Annotated in this window: 20 protein-coding genes and 1 CRISPR repeat array; of the genes, 1 reads left to right on the forward strand and 19 read right to left on the reverse strand. The window is 68.2% G+C overall.

Features of this window, described 5'->3' with window-relative positions:
• Nucleotides 1–5 precede the first annotated feature (5 nt).
• The 16 genes from VXC91_RS26795 to VXC91_RS26870 form a co-directional block, all read right to left on the reverse strand.
• Nucleotides 6–926 carry a hypothetical protein gene (locus VXC91_RS26795; protein ID WP_329509902.1) on the reverse strand — a complete coding sequence of 307 codons (921 nt, stop codon included), beginning with the start codon at nt 924–926 and terminating at the stop codon, nt 6–8.
• Nucleotides 927–1,878: 952 nt separating this feature from the next.
• Nucleotides 1,879–2,163: a CRISPR-associated endonuclease Cas2 gene (gene cas2, locus VXC91_RS26800; protein WP_329509903.1), complete on the reverse strand. Its 285-nt coding sequence runs from the start codon at nt 2,161–2,163 to the stop codon at nt 1,879–1,881.
• A 9-nt stretch (nt 2,164–2,172) separates the two neighbouring features.
• Complete coding sequence (gene cas1 / locus VXC91_RS26805) at nt 2,173–4,050, reverse strand: CRISPR-associated endonuclease Cas1 (protein WP_329509904.1); 1,878 nt, start codon at nt 4,048–4,050, stop codon at nt 2,173–2,175.
• Between the two features lie 122 nt (nt 4,051–4,172).
• A CRISPR array of direct repeats spans nt 4,173–5,591; the repeat unit is 36 nt; unit sequence GTTTCTATGCCCTGCGGGCTGCGCGTCAGCGGAAAT.
• A 206-nt stretch (nt 5,592–5,797) separates the two neighbouring features.
• Nucleotides 5,798–6,595, reverse strand: coding sequence for a CRISPR system precrRNA processing endoribonuclease RAMP protein Cas6 (gene cas6, locus VXC91_RS26810; RefSeq protein WP_329509905.1), 798 nt, complete (start codon nt 6,593–6,595; stop codon nt 5,798–5,800).
• 7 nt (nt 6,596–6,602) lie between these two features.
• A complete protein-coding gene (cmr1, locus tag VXC91_RS26815) occupies nt 6,603–7,805 on the reverse strand; it encodes a type III-B CRISPR module RAMP protein Cmr1 (protein ID WP_329509906.1) in 1,203 nt (400 codons plus the stop codon).
• 2 nt (nt 7,806–7,807) lie between these two features.
• Nucleotides 7,808–9,295: an APC family permease gene (locus VXC91_RS26820; RefSeq protein WP_329509907.1), complete on the reverse strand. Its 1,488-nt coding sequence runs from the start codon at nt 9,293–9,295 to the stop codon at nt 7,808–7,810.
• Nucleotides 9,292–10,239, reverse strand: coding sequence for a hypothetical protein (locus VXC91_RS26825; protein ID WP_329509908.1), 948 nt, complete (start codon nt 10,237–10,239; stop codon nt 9,292–9,294). The genes VXC91_RS26820 and VXC91_RS26825 overlap by 4 nt, the downstream gene beginning before the upstream one ends.
• Nucleotides 10,240–10,246: 7 nt before the next feature.
• The gene (gene cmr6, locus VXC91_RS26830; protein ID WP_329509909.1) at nt 10,247–11,221 is read right to left on the reverse strand and encodes a type III-B CRISPR module RAMP protein Cmr6; all 975 of its coding nucleotides are present in this window, start codon (nt 11,219–11,221) and stop codon (nt 10,247–10,249) included.
• Complete coding sequence (gene cmr5 / locus VXC91_RS26835; protein WP_329509910.1) at nt 11,218–11,676, reverse strand: type III-B CRISPR module-associated protein Cmr5; 459 nt, start codon at nt 11,674–11,676, stop codon at nt 11,218–11,220. The genes cmr6 and cmr5 overlap by 4 nt, the downstream gene beginning before the upstream one ends.
• Nucleotides 11,673–12,614: a type III-B CRISPR module RAMP protein Cmr4 gene (cmr4, locus tag VXC91_RS26840; RefSeq protein ID WP_329509911.1), complete on the reverse strand. Its 942-nt coding sequence runs from the start codon at nt 12,612–12,614 to the stop codon at nt 11,673–11,675. The genes cmr5 and cmr4 overlap by 4 nt, the downstream gene beginning before the upstream one ends.
• Nucleotides 12,611–13,753 (reverse strand): type III-B CRISPR module-associated Cmr3 family protein, encoded by a 1,143-nt coding sequence (locus VXC91_RS26845; protein WP_329509912.1) that lies wholly within the window; start codon nt 13,751–13,753, stop codon nt 12,611–12,613. Before VXC91_RS26845 ends, cmr4 begins: the two co-directional genes overlap by 4 nt.
• Complete coding sequence (locus VXC91_RS26850; RefSeq protein ID WP_329509913.1) at nt 13,750–15,633, reverse strand: Cas10/Cmr2 second palm domain-containing protein; 1,884 nt, start codon at nt 15,631–15,633, stop codon at nt 13,750–13,752. The genes VXC91_RS26845 and VXC91_RS26850 overlap by 4 nt, the downstream gene beginning before the upstream one ends.
• 834 nt (nt 15,634–16,467) lie before the next feature.
• Entirely contained in the window at nt 16,468–16,896 is a 429-nt protein-coding gene (locus VXC91_RS26855; RefSeq protein ID WP_329509914.1) for a hypothetical protein, read from the reverse strand.
• A gap of 335 nt (nt 16,897–17,231) precedes the next feature.
• Entirely contained in the window at nt 17,232–17,444 is a 213-nt protein-coding gene (locus VXC91_RS26860) for a hypothetical protein (RefSeq protein ID WP_329509915.1), read from the reverse strand.
• 107 nt (nt 17,445–17,551) lie between these two features.
• The gene (locus tag VXC91_RS26865) at nt 17,552–17,719 is read right to left on the reverse strand and encodes a hypothetical protein (protein ID WP_329509916.1); all 168 of its coding nucleotides are present in this window, start codon (nt 17,717–17,719) and stop codon (nt 17,552–17,554) included.
• Nucleotides 17,720–17,772: 53 nt separating this feature from the next.
• A complete protein-coding gene (locus tag VXC91_RS26870; RefSeq protein ID WP_329509917.1) occupies nt 17,773–18,129 on the reverse strand; it encodes a DUF317 domain-containing protein in 357 nt (118 codons plus the stop codon).
• 216 nt (nt 18,130–18,345) lie between these two features.
• Here VXC91_RS26870 and VXC91_RS26875 point away from each other — a divergent pair, with 216 nt between their 5' ends.
• A complete protein-coding gene (locus VXC91_RS26875) occupies nt 18,346–18,612 on the forward strand; it encodes a hypothetical protein (RefSeq protein ID WP_329509918.1) in 267 nt (88 codons plus the stop codon).
• Between the two features lie 4 nt (nt 18,613–18,616).
• Here VXC91_RS26875 and VXC91_RS26880 read toward each other — a convergent pair whose 3' ends face one another.
• The 3 genes from VXC91_RS26880 to VXC91_RS26890 are packed head-to-tail and all read right to left on the reverse strand — an operon-like array spanning nt 18,617 to nt 19,996.
• The gene (locus VXC91_RS26880; RefSeq protein WP_329509919.1) at nt 18,617–19,105 is read right to left on the reverse strand and encodes a hypothetical protein; all 489 of its coding nucleotides are present in this window, start codon (nt 19,103–19,105) and stop codon (nt 18,617–18,619) included.
• A gap of 41 nt (nt 19,106–19,146) precedes the next feature.
• Nucleotides 19,147–19,467, reverse strand: coding sequence for a DUF317 domain-containing protein (locus VXC91_RS26885; protein WP_329509920.1), 321 nt, complete (start codon nt 19,465–19,467; stop codon nt 19,147–19,149).
• 16 nt (nt 19,468–19,483) lie between these two features.
• On the reverse strand, nt 19,484–19,996 hold the full coding sequence (locus VXC91_RS26890; protein WP_329509921.1) for a DUF317 domain-containing protein: 513 nt from the start codon (nt 19,994–19,996) through the stop codon (nt 19,484–19,486).
• Between the last annotated feature and the right edge of the window lie 4 nt (nt 19,997–20,000).

The following is a 20,000-nucleotide window of genomic DNA, read 5'->3' on the forward strand; positions in this document are numbered from 1 at the left end:
CAGATCTAGCCCTGTAGTACTAGCCGGCCCGGCCAGGGCGCACAGCTCCACGAGCAGCGGCAGGCCCATGGATAGCTGCAGGACCGCTTCCACCGCCCCGGATCGGTCATCCCGCGTGTGGCCAGCAAGGCTCGCGTCTCGACCTCGGTGAACACCTCCAGCGGTACGTCAACCACTACGGTCCGTAACTGTGCCCATTCCCGTTCCACCAGCTCGTCGCGCCCGGCCAGCACCACCATCACGTTGGCCGGCAGAGACCCGAAGGCGTCCTGCAGCAAATCTCGCAACCACCCGTCCAGATAACGGCCAGTCTGCTCCCAGGTATCGAAGAACAGCACGACCCACCGGTGCTGGCCGCACAATCGGTCCAGCTCGGTGACGAACGCTCGGCTCACCTCGGCCGCGCCACGTGCTCGCCCTCGACGCCCCCGTGCTCCGGCACCCGCCCGCAGTCGGTCCAGGCCCTGCGCCGTGGCCTCCGGATTCGCCATCGCGGTCACCATCGAGGCCCCGGGAATCAACGACACCGCCCCCAGCGTGGCCTGACTTACCAAGCGGCTCGACAACGACGCACCGCCCTCCGCCCCGCCAGCGCCCTCTGCTGGTACCGGCTCGGCCGCTGCCTGCTGTTCCCGGCGGAACTGCTCGACTGCCCGATCGAATCCCTTGAGCGGACCCGTCTCGTCAGCCAGCTGCCGAGCCAACTCCGACAGAGATTGCACTACGCCGTGGACGTCGCCCTCATCCACGACCGCGGTTACCGCACCGGCCCGCCGGGCTACGTCCCCCCACTGCCGCAGCAATGTGGACTTCCTCACCCCGCCCACCCCGCGCACATGGAACAGGAACTCCGCCGGATCCCTCTCCGACAGCGGATCCTTCGCCAAGTTCTCGGTGAACAGCGACACCTGCGTGCGCCGGCCCACGAAATGTGCCCGCGTACGTTGCCGTAACAGCTCACCGCGCGGCTGGCGCTCACCACCCGAGGTCGACATGCCTCCACCCCCGTCTGCCGCCACATCGTCTGACGTCGTACTCGCCAGCAGTATGACGCGACGGCAGCGGCGCGGTGGGTATCTCGTATCCGGACGATCCCGCCCGGCGCCGCCAGGTCGGTCGGCGGCTACGCCACCACCGCCGTTCGGCGGCTCATTCCTCTGCGCGCAGATGCGCGGACCTGCGGCCTGCGGGGCCCGGTCCGCGACGCGTTGCTCGCCGACATCGTCCCGGCACGGGCAAACGGGCGGGCGTGCCGCTTCCCCTTTGCCCACCTCTCGCCGCCTAACCTGCGGCCGGAGGCCGGGCCGGAACGGGACGAACGCAGGAGCGTCGGCCCGAGGCGCTGGGCCGCGCGCCGCCGCGCTGAGAGGGATCACTATCCTGAGATCTGCCTGAGCAGCTCGAGGCTGGCTGATCCTTGCAGTCGAGAACTTCCCCGCGTATTCACCGCGGCCACCCGCAGAAACCCGGTGACAGCCGGACAGCCCCGGAGCCTTCCCTCGATCGTTGGGGGCGTGTTCGGGGTTTCACCGTGTCGAGCCGCACCCGCTCTGACCAGCAAAAAGGCCCTCCCGGAGGGAGGGCTCTCAGTGGCGCCCCCGGCAGGAGCAGCAAAACATGGGAAGCCGGTTCGGTGCTGGTCGGCGGGGGTTCGCTGGTGGTGACGGGGACCGTCTCACTCTGACCGTGAAGCCCGGGGTCGCCGCACCTCTGCAGAACCCCTGATGAGGGTGTCGGGTGCCGGCGAGACGGTCTCGGTAGTTGTCGGTCGCGGCGGCGATGTTCTGCGCGAGCGTTGTGTTGTCGGCTGTGTCGCCGGCGTAGGGCGGTTGCGGGGTGCCAGGCGCAGATCGAAGGGTGGGGCATCGTCGTCATCTGTTACACGATCCAGAAGTCGGCGCGTTCCTCGAGGCGGCGGTTGCCGAGGATGACAAGTTCGTTGAGGGTGGTGGCGGGCAAGGGGTAGAGGCGGACCTGGTCCTCGTCTCGGTCGATGAGCTTGCGCAGTGCGCTGCGGAGCTGCTGGATCGTCTTCTTCGTGGGCAGCGTGACCTCGAAGACGCTGTACTGGACGCGGGCGCCATGGCTTGCCAGAAGGTCGGAGATCTCGGCGCGCCGGTCGTCGTCGCCGATGTCGTAACTGACGAGCAGGGTGTAGGCCATGTCGGGTGGTCACCGCCAGCCGATGGGGGTGTAGGCCGGGGTGCGGCCGGTGATGACGTTGGCGAGGTGGCGGGCCTGGACGGTCAGCGCGGTGCGGTAGGAGACGCGCCGCCCGGTGGTCGGGTGGTGGGCGGCGGTGAGCATGCGCCGCTCGTACGCGGCAAGGAAGGTGCGGAGCGTGTCGCGGTCCATGCGGCAGCCGCGCTCACCGCTCTCGTCGGTGGCGAATCCGGCCGGGCTGACCTTCGAGGCTGTACAGAGGCCGATAACGAGGTGGTCGACGATGACGGGGCGGAACTCCTCGACCAGGTCGAGCGCGAGGGAGGGCCGTGAGCGGCGCATCTCGTGCAGGAAGCCGACGGCCGGGTCGAGCCCGGCGAGTTCGACAGCGGCGACGGCCTCCCGGGTGAGGAGGGTGTAGCCGAAGGAGAGCATGGCGTTGACGGGGTCGGGAGGGGGACGGCGCCGCCGGTGCGTGAACGCCCATGTCGGCCCGAGCGCGGCGCCCAGGGCGGCGAAGTAGTCGCGGGTGGCGGCACCCTCGGTGCCCATCAGCACCGCGGGTGAGGCGGCATCCAGAGCTGCCCTGCGTGCGGCGAGCAGCCGGTCGGCCACCGTTTCGACACCGTTGAGCTTTCCCGCCCGGGCGGTGCGGAGCAGGCAGGTCCGCATGTTGGCGATCTTCCCAGCGACGAAGGACGCGGCGAGGGCGAGCTTGGCCTGGTTCTTGTCGGCGAGGCGATGCTGTTCATGACGCAACCAGACATCGGATCCCTGGGGCCCCAGCAGGCGTCCGAGGAACTCGCCGTCTTCTTCGGTGAGTACGACGTCGATCCCGTGTTCCAAAGCGCGGCGTAGAAACGGGCTGGTCAAGGTCACGGGAGCGGTGCATACCACCTGCCGCACTCGCTCGTATGGCACGGACAACAGCTGACTTTGCCGGTGGACGACGCGCATCCGCCCGCCCTTGGTGCGCAGCGAGGCGCCCGGCTCGGTGACGTACACGGTCGACTCCAGCGGCGAGATGTGCGTTGCCGCCCGTGTGCCGGAGCGCGCGGTGGTGGTCTTGCCGAGGAACTCGACGCCCTCGTCGAAGCTCTCGATGCGCGACTTATCAGTGTTTAGGTCGAGTTCGAGCCGTTCGAGCGCCTGCTCGGCGAACTCCAGGACGCGTTCGCCCTCGGTCTGAGTGGCGACGGGTACGGCGAAGTCGTCGCTGTAGCGCAGCACCCGGAATCCGGCGCGCAGCATCTCCCGGTCGAACGAGTCAAGGTAGAGGTTGGTGAGTACGGGCGACAGTGAGCTGCCCTGGTGCAGACCGCGCCCGGACCGGATGCGCCGCGCGGCCGGTCCCACCCCGGGCCGGTTGACGAGCTGCCCGATGAGATGGCATGCCTCTGCATCGGGAACGACCTCACGGAGTCGGGTGAGGGCGGGCCACCGAGGGATCTTCTCGAAGCAGTCCTTGATATCGGCGCGAACCACCCACCGTACACCCTCGTCCCGTGCGGTGGCGAGGTCGTGCAGCGCGTCGGCGACCGAGAGCCCCTTGCGGTAGGCGTACGACCACGGCAGGAGTACGGCGTCGATGATGTCGTCGATTACCTCCATGATCGCGCGCTCGACGATCCGATCCTCCACCGCTGGCACGGCCAGCAGTCGTTTGCCACCCGACTTCTTCCCGATCTCCATCGCGTACACGGGCGACGGCCGCCACGACCCGTCACGTAACGCCGTGCTGAGCGTCCCCAGCCGCCCGAGCACGCCGTCGGCGTACGCGGACACATGCGGATTGGGCACCCCGTCCTCAAGATCATTGGCCTGTACCTCACGCCATGCGTCGAGGAGCGACGCTTCGGAGGCGGCACGGTGGAGGAGCTCGGCCATGAGGGCATCTCCCTTCGCGCGAGGTGACAGGTCGGGAAGGCGACCGGTTGCAGCATGCACTGCGGGCTGCGCATCAGCGGAAATAGGTAGGTAGGTCATCGTCTCAAGAAGGAGAAATCCGAGTTTCTATGCCCTGCGGGCTGCGCGTCAGCGGAAATTGCAGGTGTTCAATCCCAGCAGTGATTCCCTGCCTCGTTTCTATGCCCTGCGGGCTGCGCGTCAGCGGAAATTCGGAGATCAGAAAAAGTGGGCAACCCTCGTGGAGGAGGTTTCTATGCCCTGCGGGCTGCGCGTCAGCGGAAATACCATACATGTCCGTTGCTACCGCTGCTGAGCGGAAGTCGTTTCTATGCCCTGCGGGCTGCGCGTCAGCGGAAATCGAACAACTTGGACGAAGACAACCTGGTCGAAAGTTTCTATGCCCTGCGGGCTGCGCGTCAGCGGAAATGTCGTGATCAAGCTGGAGAACGACCCCAGGCCAATCGTTTCTATGCCCTGCGGGCTGCGCGTCAGCGGAAATTGGGGGATATGAGGCAGCAGTGACAGGGCCAATCGTTTCTATGCCCTGCGGGCTGCGCGTCAGCGGAAATGGTAACCTCCATGTTCTCCCTGTACCAAGAGAACGGTTTCTATGCCCTGCGGGCTGCGCGTCAGCGGAAATTTGGGTTATCAGCGATCGCATCCATCGCAATTGCAGGAACGGTTTCTATGCCCTGCGGGCTGCGCGTCAGCGGAAATCAACGAGGTCGGCGGCGACATCACCGGAGCGATCGGTTTCTATGCCCTGCGGGCTGCGCGTCAGCGGAAATTCAATCCGGAAGAGCACGGCGACTGGGGTTGGTTTTCGGTTTCTATGCCCTGCGGGCTGCGCGTCAGCGGAAATACGCGACGTCGACCGCGAAGGCGGCGACCTTCAACGTTTCTATGCCCTGCGGGCTGCGCGTCAGCGGAAATATGGAATACATCGCCGAAGAGGTCGAAAGGGCTGCGTTTCTATGCCCTGCGGGCTGCGCGTCAGCGGAAATGCACTAGGAAAGGCAACATCATGTCGTTGGGCGATTTGTTTCTATGCCCTGCGGGCTGTTCGTCAGTGGAAATGAGGGAAAAGCTGGAGGCCGAGGAGAACGCCGAGGAGTTTCTATGCCCTGCGGGCTGCGCGTCAGCGGAAATGTGGCTAGAGCCGGTTCTGGGAAACCGAATGGAAGTCCGTTTCTATGCCCTGCGGGCTGCGCGTCAGCGGAAATGTTCTGACGTTCTACGCATACTGGTGGACTGAGAAGCATTACGTTTCTATGCCCTGCGGGCTGCGCGTCAGCGGAAATAAGCCGTTCATCAAGGCGTACGAGAACGGTACGTACGTTTCTATGCCCTGCGGGCTGCGCGTCAGCGGAAATGCCCACCGAAGGAAACTGGCTGAAGCTTCGCATCGAGTCTAGTTTCTATGCCCTGCGGGCTGCGCGTCAGCGGAAATGATGCCGGTCAATCCTCATCAGTTCGGCAACGAGGTTTCTATGCCCTGCGGGCTGCGCGTCAGCGGAAATGCTTCCCGCCGCGCGAGGTGGCTGACCTGCATCGATGATGTCCGACGCGCGGGGAGCGCGGTAGGTGATCGCCGGAACTGTGACGCACGCCACTCATGCGTTGAGTTGGTGCCGCTGAACTGCGGAAACGGCTTGCGCGGGAATCGCCTTGGAGGGACTTCTGGCCTGAGGGCGGTTACGGGTGTCTGAAGCGGGGCTTGGGTGTGTCATGTGGTCACCCCTCCGGCCGCTGCGCTGGACCTGCGGATGCCTGCTGTCGGTTGCGGTCCGCCCTTGCTTCTTCGCTGGCCGGGCAGCCTGCTCGTCGTGGCTCCGAAGCCGTGGGTTGTGCCGGCGCCGGTGCCGGCGTACGGGGCGAAGCGGATGAGGGCTGCGAAGAGTTGTTGGGTCTGTGGTGTGGCGTTGCGGGCGAGGCGGAGGGTGACGGAGCCGGTGAATCCGGGGCGGGGGTAGGCGTAGCCCGAGTCGCGTCGGGCGGTGGTGATGTTCAGGCCCTCGATGCGCAGTGCCTGTCGGAGGTTCTGCCAGGCGTCGTCGGTGGTGCGGAGGGGCGAGTTGGCGCCGACTGCTGTGTTCCAGCTTCTGCGGTGGCTGCCTAGGATCAGGGCCGGGTCCGGGGTGAGGTCGGGTTCGCCGCTGCGGGTGAAGTAGGTGGGGGAGTGGAACGTAAGAGTCGCCCTGGTCACTCCTTCTCCCCTGGCCAGTTCTGTGAATGACCGCGTGCACGACGTCGCCCGTGTGATCACGCAACGTGTGTTGCCGAGGCGGACGGTGCGCGGTCTTGTTACCTCCTCCGGCAAGGCTCCTTCCCCGTACCAGGAGGCGTGGAGGCTCAGGCTGGTGGGGGTGTCCGGGATCGGTTCCTGAACGGTGAACAGCTTGACGGGTGCCTCGTGGTCGGTGTCGGGTGTTTCGAACAGGGCGCAGGCCAGGCCGTGGAGTTGGCGGGTATCCGGTTTCCAGGGGCGTCCTGTACGCAAGTTGAACGTCAGGGCGACGGGCACGCAGGTCTCACCGCCCCTTCGAATTCCGTACGAAGGTACCCCCGGCCCGCATCTTGTCGAGCCACCGTCCGGCGCGGTCGGCGATGTCTTGGTCGGTGACCCGCAGTTCCTTGTCACCCAGGTAGACGTGCGGTTGGTCGGGAGCCGGGGGAAGGAAGCGTCCGAGGAAGGCGAAGGAGAACAGTTGTGTACCGTTGCCCGTTCCGACGGGGCGCAGCCATACGGGGGAGGCTCTTCTGAGCGAGCCGCCGTCCTCTCCGCGCACCTCTGCGACGTAGGTCTCCCTGCCGTCGAAGAAGGAGATGGGCAAGCCCAGGGCGCCGAGCGGGAAGTCCTTGGAGGTTCCGTGGACGACGCTTCGGTATTCGGGTGTTCGCACGCTCTTGGCCGTGTCCTCGCTGGCCCGGAAGTGGCGCCACTCGTCTCCGGCGGTAGTCAGTAGTCCCGGCCAGTCGGTCCTGCCTGGGCGCAGAGCTACGGCGGTGTGCCGTCCAAGTACCGGGTAGGTGGGGAGGGTGTCGCCCCAGGGATCTGGGCGCGAGTCGAGGTCGGAGGGGGCGGACTCCAGTGCCGCGAGCCACTTCCGGTGCTGCTTCATGATGCCGTGTTCGGCGGTGAGATGGCTCAGCCTCTGGTAATGGGGCGCTTGTGGTGTGATGAGGCTGTCGGCTCCCCAGCCGTCGGGCAGCGAGTCCTTCGCCACCTCGCTGATACGCAGGCCGCCGAATCCGCGGCGCACGCGCGAGCCGATACCGCCGTACGCGCACAGAAGCCACAATGAGGTGAACGCGAGGGAGATGATGGCCTCCGAGGTCTTCGGCGCGAAACGGATTTCAAGGTCGAAGGTCCGGCCGGGGCGCACGAAACTGCGCAGAAGTTGTTTCTTGCGTGAGTCGTAGAGGCCTTGCCCAAGGAGGTACTCGATGCCGCCGGTGTTCATCTCTGACTTCGTCATCTCGCGCGGCGCCGATTTCGGCGGGTTGGGGATGCGCAGTGCGATGCGCGACTGCTGGTCGGTGGCGCCGAAGACGTCGTGCTCCAGCTTGGCGAGGAGGTCGAGGTCGTTGCCGACGATGTTTCCGGCCAGGGCACGGAACCAGAAGCGCATGCCGCCGCGGAGGGAGGGCACTCGCACGGTGGCGCCGCTTTGGCCGTGCTCGCCGTTGAATACGGGAGTGGTCGTCTCCAGGGTGAGGGTTGTCCAGGGCACAGTTAGCCTCCGTCGCGCCAGGTGAGGTGGGCCAGGGGAGCGGTGATGGGGCGGTCGTCCCACAGGATCTGGGAGAAGACGCCGACCGCGAGGGACCAGGCGGTGGCCGTCGCCAGGACCTGCCAGGCCGTGCCGCCATGGGTGTGCCACAGGTTGTGAAGCGAGATACGGTCCGGCGGGTCGGGGTTGGCTTCCGTGTAGGTCGCGGCGACGGAGACGAGGACGATGAGGGAGAGCAGGAAGGCGTGGACCGTACCTGCGGCCAGCACGCCGAGTGCCCGCTTGGCCGACGCCGCGCCGCCCACGTTGTGGTTGCGGACTTCGACGACGAGATAGCCGTAGGCGCCGAACGCGAGCACGAGCGCGGCGACCATCCAGTGCGGATGCGGGTCCGCCCACCAGTTCTTGGGCAGAGCGAGCAAGGCGAACAGGCCGAAGACTCCGGCAGCTGGGAAGCGGAACAGCCACTGGGCGGCCCACAGGGGGCCTCGCTTGACCACGCCGGCGATCAGGACCGCGTACGCGAGACTGGCGAGGAGGGCCCCTGCGTGGAACCAGTAGCCGTTCGCGAAGCCGCCGATGACGGCCAGCCCCAGGGCTGCACCCGCCAGCGTGAAGATCGCGGAGCGCCAGTGGTCGTGTCCGGCAGGCGGGGCGAGTCGGGCGACGTGGAGGAGGCGGAAGCGGGGCAGCAGGTGGCGGTTGATGATGTCGCCTAGCAGGGCGTTGTCGCGGACGGTCGGGTCGTGGGGCTCGTGCAGGGCGGCGTGGGTGCTGGAGAAACGCTGGTCGTGCGACCAGTCGTCCGCGACGGTGAGGACCAGTTCCTCGTCGATGTCGTCGATGCGAGCGGAGGCGAGCCGCGGATAGGACTGGTACGCATCCAGGGTGTGCAGCCAGTCGCGCCGGGCCTCCTCGACGAGCAGCGCGAGATGGGGCCAGGAAGCTTGCCCGAAGGCGCGGTCGGGTGCGAGGACCTGCTCAAGGTTCCCGGGTGGGCTTGCCCACTCGGAGTCCCCGCGGTGCCGGAAGGGCTCGCTGAGCACCAGGAATCGCACGCGTCGGGCAAGCGGGCGCAGCAGTGTTGCGTCCAGTGTGTCCGCTTTTTTGAGTCGGCGGGCGGCGGCTTCTGTGAGCCAGCACATCCACAGCCAGACCCGGGGGGCTGTGGGGGTATCCGAGTCCGATGCCATGGCGGACGCGATGGTCTTCAGCACGCCGTCGGGACCGTACAGGAGGGCTATCAGTTGTTCGCGTTTCAGTCTTCGAGACAGCCGCTTCAACTCCGTGCTGTAGCGTCCTTGCGGGTCTTTGTCCTCCAGGTCGATGAGGGGGTCCAGCAGTGTCAGGATGTCGGCGTCCGAGAAGGCGTCACGGTCCCGATCTTCCCGGTCGTTCGGGCGGCTGCTGTTAGCGACCTCGTACACACCACCGACCAAGCGGGTCAGCAGGCCGCGGAGTTCGCTTGGCAGGTGCGATGAGTCGTTCATTGCCTCACGGTCTCGTCCGGGGGTCCGATGAGGGCCCGCAGGCCGGCGCCGAAAGCGGTGAGGCGATAGCCGCTCGGTTCCCTTCGCTCAAATGCATAGCCCTCGAGGGAGTCGGCTCCTTGGGGGCGGCGGTTTCGCTCTCCGTTTGCGTTGAACGAAGCGAGGAGGTGTTGAAGGCCGGAGAGGACCATTCGCCGCAGCGGCAGCTTGATCGGCTTGCCTCCGCTGTCCTTGTGCAGCACGAATGCCTCCACCGTGCCCTTGCGGTCCAGGGAGCGCAGGCCCTCGGCGAGACCGATGAGGTAGGGGATCGCTGCCTTGTAGCCGCCGGAGAGGTGGAAGAGGAAGTCTTCGTTCTCGGATACCGCGACCTTGCGTACGAGAGTGCGGCCGAGGACGCCCAGACCCTCCATGGCTCTCACGAAGTCCTCATCCGTGCTCGCGTCCAGTCCCGGTACGCGGACGACGAACACCCGGTCGTGGACCGTTTCCGAGGGCTGGTCGGAGGGTTTGGACAGGTACACGATGCGGTCGAGATCGCCGATGGTGAGGGCAAGGGCGTCCCACAGGGCGGCAGTGAGGCCGTCGAACGTGTCCGTGGCGAGGAGGACGATCACGTCCTCCCGCGAGAGGTGGCTCTGTCCGGTCACCGAGACAAGGGTGGACAGTTCCGCGCTGATGCCGGCCGGCCACATACCCGGTCGTACGACCGCAACGGTGTTCCGCAGATCGTCGCGTGCCTGCCCTGTCGCGCTGCCGAACAGCTCTTTCAGTTCGCTGTCCGCGGTGGCTGCGGTCGGTTCGGTTCCGTTCGGGGCCAGAAAGTCGGTGGGCCTGCCGGACTGGATGCCGTCTTGCTGGTCCTGCGTGAGGCCTCTGACGGTGCTGGGGGCCTTCAGAGCGTCGACGAGGTTGGAGCCGACGGAGACGATATGGATGGTCATGACTGTGTCAGTCCTCGGCGGATGGGGCGGGTTGGGGCTGCCAGGCAGGGTCGGGGGCGACCTTCAGGTAGCCGTAGCCAGCAGACGTCTTGGCTCCCGCCCCGAGTTCGTCGCCTGCTTCGCTGAGCCAGTCGGCGGCCTTGGCGACGAGGTCGCCGTCACGGCCCGCAAGGTCCACGGCGAACGTCGCCTGCTGCACCGTCAGGAGGGAGACCGGCACGGGTTGGTGGTGCTCCGCGGGCGGTACGGGCTTGGTGGGGCGCCCGTTGCGGGCAAGTTCTGCCTGCTCGTAGTACGGCTGGGCGTGGGGGGTGACAACGTCGGTCCGCACGCGTGCCACCGCCGTCGGCAGGGCGTCCAGGAACAGCACGCCTTCCCGGTGGGCGGGCTCCTCCGCCCCATCGGCGGGGCTCGCGGCCGAGTCGTCGTCCTCATCCTGGTTGTCGCGCGGCCGGGGGGATCCGAAGATCCGGGTGAGCAGGACGGGTTCGGTATCGGACTGCAGCGCCCAGGCGGCCGTCAGGCCCTTGATGCCACTCGCGGGGATGAACGGCCAGCCGTACGTCCCGTGCAGGGAGATCGTTCCGATCCCATGCGCGTTGTCGTTTGTTCCCAGGCCGATGATGAGGCGCCACTGCACGCGCGCGTGCAGCCGAGCGACGGTGTATCCGTCGCGTTCCAGGGCGCGCAGGCTGCGGGCCCGGCGAGCGCGCGCCTGCTCGAGGAGTTTCTTGTCCTGGCCGAGACTCTCGCGCTCGGCCCACCGGAGGAGATCTCCGACCGCGCTGCTGTCGACCGTGCACCGCTCGTCGCTCTCCGAGGACCATGAGGCGAAGGCAGTACGGCGCAGCACCACCAGCGGGTTGGCTCCCGCAGTGCCCACTCCGCCGCGAATGTGGAGGATCCCGCCGCTGCTGAGGGAGAAAGCTGTGGAGTACGGTCCGACGGGGATGCCGTAGGGCTCGTCGGTGCGCGTGCTCATGCAGTGCCCTCCGCTGCCGCTCGCTTCTCGGCCTCGGCCGCCGCGTACTCGCCCTCGCGGTACCGGGCCTCGGCGAGCCGGCTCAGCCAGCCGGCCAGTGCCTCGATCTCGGCCGACACACGCGCGTACACACTGCGATCGGCTTCCGCGAACGCTTCGAGCAGGTCTCGGTTGCTGACCCACCGCTTGCCCTGCCCGAGCAGTGCGTGCTCGCTGATGTGGGTGCGGATGCCGTCGGCGACAAGCTTGTAGGCGAAGCCGACCTCTTTCGTGGGGTCGGGTCTGCTGCTGGACAGGATAAATGCATATGTCGCGGCCAGTCCTGAGATGCGCAGCATGACGGGAAGCTGGCGGTAGCGGGTCCGCAGCCTGTCGGGGACGGCATCGGGGAGCATGCTCGAGGCGGCGTGGGCCATCGACTGGTCCAGTCGCGCGACCGGCTTGGGCGCGCTCACTCGGCTTCTCCTTTCCCGGCCGTGACAGGGGTTCCGACGATGCGGCACCACATCAGCCCTTTGCCGATCGTCTCGTCGCCGCCCAGCTGGATCTGCCGCCCGTGGAGCAGCTCCACGAACTTGTCGGCGTAGGAGTTGACCTGGCCAGTGGGGGCGCGAAGTGACAGGGAGGCCGCGAGTACGGTCTCGGCGGGCAGGTACTCGCTGTAGAAGAGCTGCTTCACGGTCTTGCCGCTGTTGAGCTGCACGCGCGCGACGACCTGCGTGCAGTCCCGGTTCAGTACCGGCATCGCATCGTCGTCGACGACGAGCAGGTCGCGCCGCATCTTGGCGGCGAACGGCGCGAATTCCTCCGCGTCGCCCACCGCGTCCTCGGACAGCCGCTTCGCCCACTCCTGCACTTGGGCGTCGGGTTTCTCGACTAGCGGCATCACCAGGGGACCGAAGACCTCATCACCCCTCCCGCACCACTCCTCGTGGGCGGCCAGGGCCACGTGTCTCTGTGCACGCGCCGGTGGCGACAGCTTCTCCCGGACGCCGTCCGGGAGGGCGGTGTGCTTGCGGGCCAGGCGGCCGAGCGCGACTGCGGACGTCGCCCAGGCGAACGTGTGGCGCAGCGTGGGCACCGGAAGCGCGACGAGCTGAGCGTCGCCGACGGACAGCAGACCCGCCGTCGAGACACCGTGGTCGGCACCGTCGCTGCCCCGCTCCGACGGTTCCGAGCCGAACACCGTGACCAGCTCCGGCGTCTTCCACCCGCGGTCGCGTGCCGTCTGACGCAGAGCGCCCTTGAGGCTCTGGCCCCACACCACGGGGTAGTCGGTGCCAGCCTCACGCTGGATCGGCAGGTCGATCACGCCGGACGAGTCCGCGGCACCCGCGTGCACCGGCGACTCGGCGTACAAATACAGCAGCCACTGGTACTGGGTGCCGCTCACTTCCACACTCCCGTCAAAACCACTCCGAAACCCGCTGTGCGCAGCCGGTCCTTGGGATCGCGTCCGAACGCCGTGCCGTGCACTCCTGTGCCGCACCGCTCCTGCCTCTCGGCCTGCGCCTGCTTGCCTTGCGCCCACGTGGTCGCGTGATCGGAGTCGGCGAACTTCAGGAAGTACACCGACCCGGCCGGCACCGCCCACCGCAGCATCCGGTTCATCGGGCGTGCTCCCCGCTCGCCCGGTGTCGCCGTGGCGACCGGTTGCGCGTCGCCGACGGCCGCCGCGACGAGCTCGGAGCCGGGGGCCCAGGTCCGCAGCGGCGGCATCCAGCCCTCCGGCCACAACGCGGGCGTGGCCACGTAGACAGCGACCCGCCCGTCTGGATAGGCGTCCCCGTCCACAGACGCAGACGGAGCCTGCGGCCAGTTGACGCCGGACACCTGCTCCACCCAGGCCAGCCGCCCCCGGCCGCCGAACGGTACGCTCTCCCGCCGCTGGGCATCCCAGCCGTCGCACACGACGCACTCAGCGAGGAACCCCCACCGCTGCCTCAGCCGCAGGTGCGCCGCCTGGTAGAGGAACCCGGTCCGCGCGGTCCGCTCCGCGCCGCGGGCAAGGCCGACGTGCGGCTCCACATCCACGGGGTCCGCCTCAAGATGCACAAGGGAACCGCCGCTCGCGTCCTTCGGATGTACAGGTTCCACGGCCACGTTCCCGGCCAGATACCGCGTCATCGTGCTGCCGGACAGCCAGCCGCCCCACTGCGGGCCCATGCCCGCCAAGCCCGCCCCGTCGAGCCACTGTGGAACCGTCCCGAGATCCGTCGTAACCCCGACGGGAGCCGGAGCCGGGGACAGGCGCAGCACTTCCTCGGACGTCTCCTCCCGACGGACGAGGTCGGCAGGGGTACGGAAGAACGGCGTCCACCGCTCGCCCGTGGAGTCGCAGCGTGCGAGGACCGGACCCCGCACCTCGCAGGGCTCCCTGCCGCCGAACGCCGCCGTGACCGCCCCCGCGATCGTGCTCGGCGTCGGCCACACCGCCTGCGCCGCGTTCTCCACCCCGGCGTCGAACGCCCGCCCGTCGCGGATGAACAGCGTGTCCTGCGGCGTGAACGCCAGCCACACCGAAGCTCTCACAACGCACTCCCCCCGCACTCCCGCCGCAGGAACGCGGCCACCTTCACCGGCTCCGCCAACCGGGGCACCCGCCTTTCCGCGTCCACCTGCCGACTCGCCTCCCCACGGGCAAGACGCGCCAACGCGTCCGCCTGCGCACGCGCCACCGCATCCGTAGGCGGACGTGTACCGCTGTGCCGGCCGACCAGCCGCGCCAACTCAGCCGAGAAGAGATCCCCGGGCAGACTGGCCAACTCCTCCTCGTCGCGCAGGCAGTCCTGGACGAGTCGCAGCGAGAGCGGGCGGTCGTACGCACTGTCCAGGAAGACGGAGAAGTCGTCGACGGGCTGCGGCCCGCCCCCAGCCCGCTGCCAGGGCTGCAACGACTGCTCCCGCACACCCGAGCGCCGCACATAGCCGACGGCGAGCCCGTTCTTCCTCGGCACTTTCTCCTTGGCGAGCTCAAGCAGATGCTGCACCTCGGTCACCGCATGCTGCAGCGAGGAACGGTGGTGGAAGAACAGCACCGCACTGCTCGCGCGGGGCAGACTGTCGGGGATCTCGTCCCGGCACGCCCGGGACGCGGCGAGCGCGCGCTCGGCGGGCACAAACGCCAGCAGGTCGTCACCACCAGCGTAGACAGGAACACCGAAATACTCGTCGCCGTGCAGGAGCCGGACAGTGCGTTCAGCCAGAGACGAAAGCTGTGCCGACACCCGGCTGTGCCGCTCTTCCGTCACCGGCAGACGTCCACGCCCACGAGAGGGCTCACCGCCGAGGAAGCGCCCCATATTGTCCAAGTCCTGTGCCATGACGGCGAGATAAGGGGACGGGGCTGCCAGTCCCTCTTGCTCCATCGCCCTGTGGAGATCGCTCACGGCCCGTAAGCCGCCGGTGACAGCAGCCGACAGGTTCTCGGCGCCGACCCTGCCGAACTCACGGGCGAGGACATCCCCCTGCCACGTCTCCCTGAAGACCCAGCGGCCACCCGAACAGGCGAACCACTTCTGCACGGGGTGGGAGGGATCGAAGTCTAGCCCCGGCACCGCGTGCTCTCGGCTGGTGTCGGCGAGCAGACGTACAGCCTTGTGCAACGCGGTCACGGCTTTGCCCACCGGATCGCTTCCCATCGCCAGCAACACCCACTGCCGGTACGGAGCGGACGCGATCGCGCTCGTCGACGGGAAACCCGGGGGCATGGACCCGGGCGTGTCCCAGCCGGCGCCGGTCTGCTTCGCATGGGCGCGGTACCGGCGCTTCACCCAGTTCGCCGCCGAGAGCCGATCCTGCTCGTGGGCGGGCACGTGCGGCGGGCGCTTCGGCTCGGCGGGCCACCGCGGGCTGAGGGAACACAGCTCACGATCCGTCAGGTCCAGCGGATCGTCGAAGTTCCGCAGCCGCCGCCGCGCCACCAGTGTCCGCTGGGCCACCGCCCACTGCTGCGCGTAGTCACCGGCCGCCGCCTCGACGCAGACCCACTGGACACTCGGCATCCCCGGGGTGGCGGCAGGCCGATGCCACACGTCCTCTACCAATCGGGCCCACTCGCCACGAACCGCCTCCGCTGCTGCCGCGGCCACAGCGGACCCCGAACCCGGGGAGGCGACAGCGACGATCCGGTTGGGCACGGACGACGGCAACGGCGCACCCTTGTCCGCGTAGGCGGATACAGAGGACCGTTCCTCAGCCTCGACCGATGCCGGGAAGACCAGACGCGCACCCAGGCTCCGGCACTCCAGTGCAGCCCGCCCGGCCAGCCGGCCGATGATCGCGCTTCCGGCACCCAGGTCCGACGTCGTCCTCGACTCACTGATGAACCGCTGCACACCCGAGATCGCGACCACGACGAGATCGCCGTGCTCCCCACTCCAAGGTGCCGGTTCGTTGACCGCTGTCCCCATAGCCCCCGGTGCTCTCCGTATCGACCCGTACGACCTGCCTGGCGGCAGGTCACCCCTGTCCGCGGGAAGTACTGTGCTGCTCATCAGAGTTGAGACTCTGCCTGGGGGCTGCGCGTGGCAGCGCTGGACGTCCGCAACCCGAGACTTCCGTGAAGCAGTGTTGCGTTGAGAGTTCCATTAACATCACGAAGGTGCTCCACCGCAAGCCGATCACGAGGGGTGTGTTGAATCAACAGGGTTGCGTGTGGGGGAGGTTCGTACCTGGTGCAGCGTATTCAGCGAGAGGTGCGTGGGTTTCGTGAAATGCCAACCAGGCATCGATATGTGGCCGAGACCGGACCGTCCACGGTGGTGTACGGCGTAGAGCTCAGCCGTGCCCCCTGGGGAAAGGGGCGCTGAGGCCGGGAGCATCGGCTTCGCGACAGAACGAGATTGGCTGGAACCAAGCGCCGTGGACAGGTAGAGCATTCCCCTTACGCGGCCCGGACGACCCGCACTGGGCCAGGGGAAGAGGCCTCCGAGAGTGATTCACGACTATATGACCGCGTTCTCATCGCCTGAACGTGCGGGATTGGGTGGAATCCGCTGGTGGGTGAGCCAGAGCGTGTTGGACTGGCGGAGTGAGTGCGCATGAGTCGTACCCCAGCGACCTATCCCATGAGCGGTGGGCTCTGATCTGATCGGGCCATAGATCATGGCCTGGTTCTTGGTGGGAGCCGGGGGAGCGCCGCTTTCCAGGTTCCGCATCCATGACGGGCACCGTATGCGTCGCGGCGGTCGACGAGCGGAGGTGTCCGTCGCTGCCTGCCGAGGGTGTGCGCGTGCTGTGGTGCGCTACGTCTTCCTCTCACCGCCTCGGAGTGACGACAGGACCAGGCGCCCGTACCGTGTCGTCAGGACTGCCGTTGTGGCGGCGACGGACAGGGCGAGTGCGATGAGCAGGTGTGTCACGGAGCCGTCGCCGAGGACTTGCAGGATGCTGAGAGCGGTGCCGAGGGGCAGGCCGAGGATGGTGAGGACGCCCAGGGCTGCGCTGATCTGCTGGCTTTCCTGTGTCTGTACGAGCCTGCTGTAGTCGGCGGCTTCGGCGAGGATCTCGTTGAAGCGGGCGGGTAGCCGGTGCTGGTTCTGGAAGGCGAGCAGCAGATCGTTCGCCGGGCCATGGGCGGTGAGGTGTTGTCGCCAGTAGGTGCTGCGAAAGACGGCGATGTTCTTCTCCAGGCCGGCGACGCGGTGCGCCAGTCGGGGTGAAGAGTCGAACACCCCGGAAAGTTCGTCGGTGAGCTCGTCGATGTGATCGCGCTGGAGGAGGCGAGGAGGACCTCGGTGGTGGCCAGGCCGAGGTGGGCGGTGACGTCCCAGCCCGCGCGGGAGGCGGGTCCCAGTGCAGGCGGATACGGCCGAGCGGGAGTTCAGGGGTGCCCGCCGGGAGCCAGGAGACGTCGAGCGGTCCCTCCGGGAGCGCGGAGATGCGCTGGACCAGTGCGCCGCGCACTCCCGGCGGCATGGGCCGCACGGCGAGGGCGTGCAGCGGGTGCGCGGTGGAAGGGTGGGGTCGCGGTGAGATCGGGGCCTGCTGGACGGGTCCGTACGGCGGGTCAGGTCCAGGCGAGGGCGTTGCGGACCGATGCCGGGAGGTAGCCCTCTTGGCCGTTTTCGGCGATGAACGCCATGCCGTCGCCCACGACGACGTCGGTGCCGAGGTAGTGGGCGAAGGGCCAGTCGGGGTTGACGGCCAGGCGGATCGGCAGGTCGGGGTCGAGGTTCTGAAGTTGGCGGAGTAGGTGGCCGACGGTCAGGCACTGGGGCACGGGAGATCTCCGAGAGCGAGATAGGGGGTGAAGCGGTGCGGCTGGTGGATAGTCACCAGGCGTCGAGGTGGAGCAGGTCTCCGCTGGTGGGGGCTTGCTTGACGAGGTCAGGAGGTGCGGAGTCGTCGCTTCTCCGCTTGCTGTTGTGCGCGGCGGCGCAGGACCTTCGCCTTCGATCCGGTGGTGTAGGGGTAGAGGTAGCAAGTGCAGCCTTTCCGGGCGTATCGGCAGGTCCGGCGGTAGTTGGGGCGGGTAGCACCGAGCATGCGGGCCACGGTGACTCCTTCGCGAGGTCGGGGCGGACGACAGTGCGGCGGTCTGGCGGTCGCTACTGAGAGGTCCGGGGAAGTTCGGCGATGAGCGCGGCGAGGAAACCGGCCACGGCCTCGGAGGGAGTGTCGAGGCCGAACTCCTGGATCCAGGGCTTGGCGTCGGAGGGGCGGACCCGGACCTGCCAGACGATGCCGCGCTTCCAGGCGGTGGTGTCCTCGGGGAGCCAGCCGACGTAGACGCGGCCGTCCGGGCTGGTGCAGTGCACGTTGGCTTCCGGGGTGTCGACGATCGCCCAGCCGAGTGCGCCGAGCAGTTCGAGTACCGGGCTCGCGCAGTGGTCGCTGGAGAGCCAGGCACGTTCCTCCACGGCGGGGCGGACGACGGCTGGCAGGAGGGTGCTGGAGGCGTTCACGAGTGGGTGGTTCCTTCGTTGACCTGCGGTTTTCCCGACGTCCGTACGTTGACATGCGGTGTGCCGAAGCACGTAGTCGTTTCCGGGAAGGTGAGGTCTGCCGTGGGCGAACTGGCCGCCGGGGGTGAGAGGGCCGGCGGGCCGGGAATGGATCGGCGCGGCCGGTTGTCGTAACCCGGTTGCGGCGCAGGGCCGTACAGAGCAGAAGGGAGAGGCGTGGCGGAGTCGAGCAGACACGGGGGCGGTGCCGGGCTGGAGCGCAAGATCCGCAGCGCGGGGCGGCCGTGGACGGTGGGCGACATCGCGATGGTGGCCGACGGCCAGTGGGCCGTGGGCACCCAGGCCGGGAGGCGGCGTGACAAGGAAGCCGTGGTGGAGCGTCGGATCGCGGACGGGCGGCGCGTCGAGCTGACGTTGGTGGAGCTGGCCCGCGCGATGGGCTCCCGGTTCGGCGTGGCCAATCGCGACGAAGACTCCCGCTGACCGGTTACCGTCGGGGCCCGGTCATGGCCACCGTGGGGCCGACAGCGGCCGACGGGGCGGGCTGGTCCGGTGGTTGGCCGAGGGCACGCGGCGCGTGCGCGGAGCGGGCGACAGCGGCCTGGGCCAGGCGGAGCGACGGTTCCCGGTCCGCGGTCACAGCGGCTTCGCGGGCCTCGATCACGTGGCTGATCGCCTGCAGGGCGATGCGGCTCTCGGCCTGCGCGACGCGCAGGTCCACCGCCGAGCTGGTGATCCGCTCCAGGTCGTAGAAGGCCGGCACATGGCCGGGCCGGGTGAGGGCGTGCAAGCGGTCCTGGTGGACGGCGACGGCGTTGTTCGAGACGACGAGGCTCGATCGGATATGCATTGCTGAGCGGAGGAGCGGGTCCTCGACAGGGCGGCGGACCGCGAGGTTCTCCAGCACGTCGATGGGGCGGCCCCAGGCTTTCTTGATCATCGCGTCGGCCTGTTCGAGGGCAGTGGCGTCGGACACGGGTGGCTCCGGGGGGGCGAGAAGGGGAACGGGAACGGTGGTCAGCGGCTGTGCCCTGGGCGCGGGACCTGCGGAGCTGACGGCGGGCGCGGTGCCGGGATGAACGGCCGCGCGCCGGCAGGCGAGAGCGCCACGGTGGAGCGGGCGTTGGCAGCCTGGGCGCGGCGTACGTCCAGCGGCGTCGGCACCGGCGGCCTCACTGGGGTTGCGGCGGCCTGTGGGGGAAGGCGGCGCAGGTCGTCGCCGTAGCGGATGACCGGTGCCGGGTCGGTGAGGGCGGTGTTCATCGCGGCCACGAGGCCCTCCGGGGTGAAGGACGAGGCGGTGGCGTACCACTGGTTCCCGGGTGGTCCGGCCAGCATCAGCCAGCGTTCTTCGTCATCTCGGCGGCGTGGTCGAGGCGGTTGCGGCGCAGGTGGACCTCGGCCAGGCCGTCCGGGGATGGAAGGAGATGTCGGCCGTGCCGTAGCGGTGGCTCCAGCCTGCTGCCGCAAGAGGTGTGCCGACGTCGAGGGCCGCCAGCTCGCTGTTGCCGTAGTAGAGGTGGGAGTCGGGGCCCTCAACGTAGGCGGCGGCGAGCGCGGTGGTGAAGCCCTGGACGATCTCGGTGGGGGTGCTGTCCTGGAAGGTGACGAGCCAGCGGGGCATCGCGAAAGGGTCGGAGTACGCCGTGATCTTCCACAGCGCGTCGTCGTCGCCTTCGGGCAGGTAGCCCAGGCGGACCGTCTGGTCGGGTGCGTTGACGTACGCGTTGCCCATCTCGTCGTGATTCAGTTTCCAGCCCGCGTCGAGGAGGGGCTGGAGGGCGGGATCGCCGGTGAAGGTCGATCCGGCCAGGTATCGCGGGGTGACGTGGTACTCGCGCCACTGCTCGTTCGGGTCGTACGGCACGGCT

Source organism: Streptomyces chiangmaiensis (genome assembly GCF_036281785.1).
Lineage (GTDB): Bacteria > Actinomycetota > Actinomycetes > Streptomycetales > Streptomycetaceae > Streptomyces > Streptomyces chiangmaiensis.

What these genes read in the sequence shown, in the direction of transcription:
- cas1 (WP_329509904.1), bottom strand. Translation starts at nt 4,050, where the DNA reads ATGGCCGAGCTCCTCCACCGTGCCGCCTCCGAAGCGTCGCTCCTCGAC.
- VXC91_RS26825 (WP_329509908.1), bottom strand. Translation starts at nt 10,239, where the DNA reads ATGACCATCCATATCGTCTCCGTCGGCTCCAACCTCGTCGACGCTCTG.
- cas2 (WP_329509903.1), bottom strand. Translation starts at nt 2,163, where the DNA reads ATGGCCTACACCCTGCTCGTCAGTTACGACATCGGCGACGACGACCGG.
- VXC91_RS26820 (WP_329509907.1), bottom strand. Translation starts at nt 9,295, where the DNA reads ATGAACGACTCATCGCACCTGCCAAGCGAACTCCGCGGCCTGCTGACC.
- VXC91_RS26850 (WP_329509913.1), bottom strand. Translation starts at nt 15,633, where the DNA reads ATGGGGACAGCGGTCAACGAACCGGCACCTTGGAGTGGGGAGCACGGC.
- VXC91_RS26885 (WP_329509920.1), bottom strand. Translation starts at nt 19,467, where the DNA reads ATGCTGGCCGGACCACCCGGGAACCAGTGGTACGCCACCGCCTCGTCC.
- cmr6 (WP_329509909.1), bottom strand. Translation starts at nt 11,221, where the DNA reads ATGAGCACGCGCACCGACGAGCCCTACGGCATCCCCGTCGGACCGTAC.